This is a genomic window from Kocuria sp. NPDC057446, assembly GCF_042802875.1.
Lineage (GTDB): Bacteria > Actinomycetota > Actinomycetes > Actinomycetales > Micrococcaceae > Kocuria.
On the sequence record NZ_JBHVDI010000254.1, the window covers coordinates 1,706 to 2,847 of the forward strand.

Genomic DNA, 1,142 nt, shown 5'->3' on the forward strand with positions numbered 1-1,142 from the left:
TTGCTGGACCTGGTGGTGTCCCCGTCCTTGCGGCAGGTGACCTCCCCGCTCGTGGTGGTGTGCGCCGGGTGCCGGGCGTGGGCGGGGCCCCCGCCCCCCCCCCCCCCCGCGCGGACCGGCCGCGCGGACCGGGACGCGGCCCCTCCCGGTGGTGCCGGACGGGGCGAGGAAGAACTGCTCGGAAAAAAATGTGACCTGGTGCATCCACGGAGGGGTCCACGGCGGTAGTACGGGTGCAAGGTCAATTCCGCTTCCGCCAGGGAGCCCGTTCAAGGAGCAGTTACCATGCGCAAGACCCTTTCCGCCGCAGCAGTCCTCGGCCTCGGTGCCGGTGCCCTCAGCATGAGCCCGGCGTTCGCCGCCGAGCACGCCGAGCTGTCCGTGCTCCACGGAGTCCCCGACACCGTCGTGGACGTCTACGTCAATGGCGAGCTCACCCTCGACGACTTCGAGCCGGGCACCCTGGCCGGCCCGCTGGAGCTGCCGGCCGGCAGCTACGACCTGGCCATCACGGCGCCCGACGCCGCCGACGCCTCGGAGCCGATCATCGGTCCCGTCACCGCGGACCTGCAGACCGGCATGAGCTACACGGCCGCGGCCCACCTCGACGCCGAGGGCAATCCGACGGCCGCCCTGTTCACCAACGACATGTCCGAGATCGAGGCCGGGAAGTCGCACCTCACGGTCCGGCACGTGGCCGCGGCCCCGGCCGTGGACGTCCTCGCGGGCGACCAGCCGATCATCACCGGGCTCGAGAACCCGAACGAGGAGACCCTGCCGGTCGACGCCGGCACCGTCTCGGCGTCCGTGGCCGCCGCGGGCACCACCGACCCCGTGATCGGCCCCGCCGATCTCGAGCTGGCCGAGGGCACCCACAACATCGTGTACGCGTGGGGCTCCCTCGAGGCCGGGAACCTGGACCTCGCCGTCCAGACCCTGGAGGGCATGGAGCAGGCGCCCGAGGCCGTGCCGGGCGGCCAGTCCGGGCTCGCGGCCCAGGAGCAGCGGACCATGCTGACCGCCGGTCTCGCGGCCGCCGGTGCGCTGGGCCTGATCGGCGCGGCCTACGGCGCCCGCCGGGTGCTCGTGGGGAACCGCCGGTAGTGAGCAGGCCCGACAGGCACGGTCCGGGGGCACGGCGG

1 protein-coding gene is annotated in these 1,142 nt (G+C 73.6%); it reads left to right on the plus strand.

Going from position 1 to position 1,142, the window contains the following annotated elements; all coding sequences use genetic code 11:
- Positions 1-285: 285 nt before the first annotated feature.
- Entirely contained in the window at positions 286-1,104 is an 819-nt protein-coding gene (locus tag ACFU0Y_RS17775) for a DUF4397 domain-containing protein (RefSeq protein WP_380216232.1), read from the plus strand.
- The last annotated feature ends 38 nt before the right edge of the window (positions 1,105-1,142 follow it).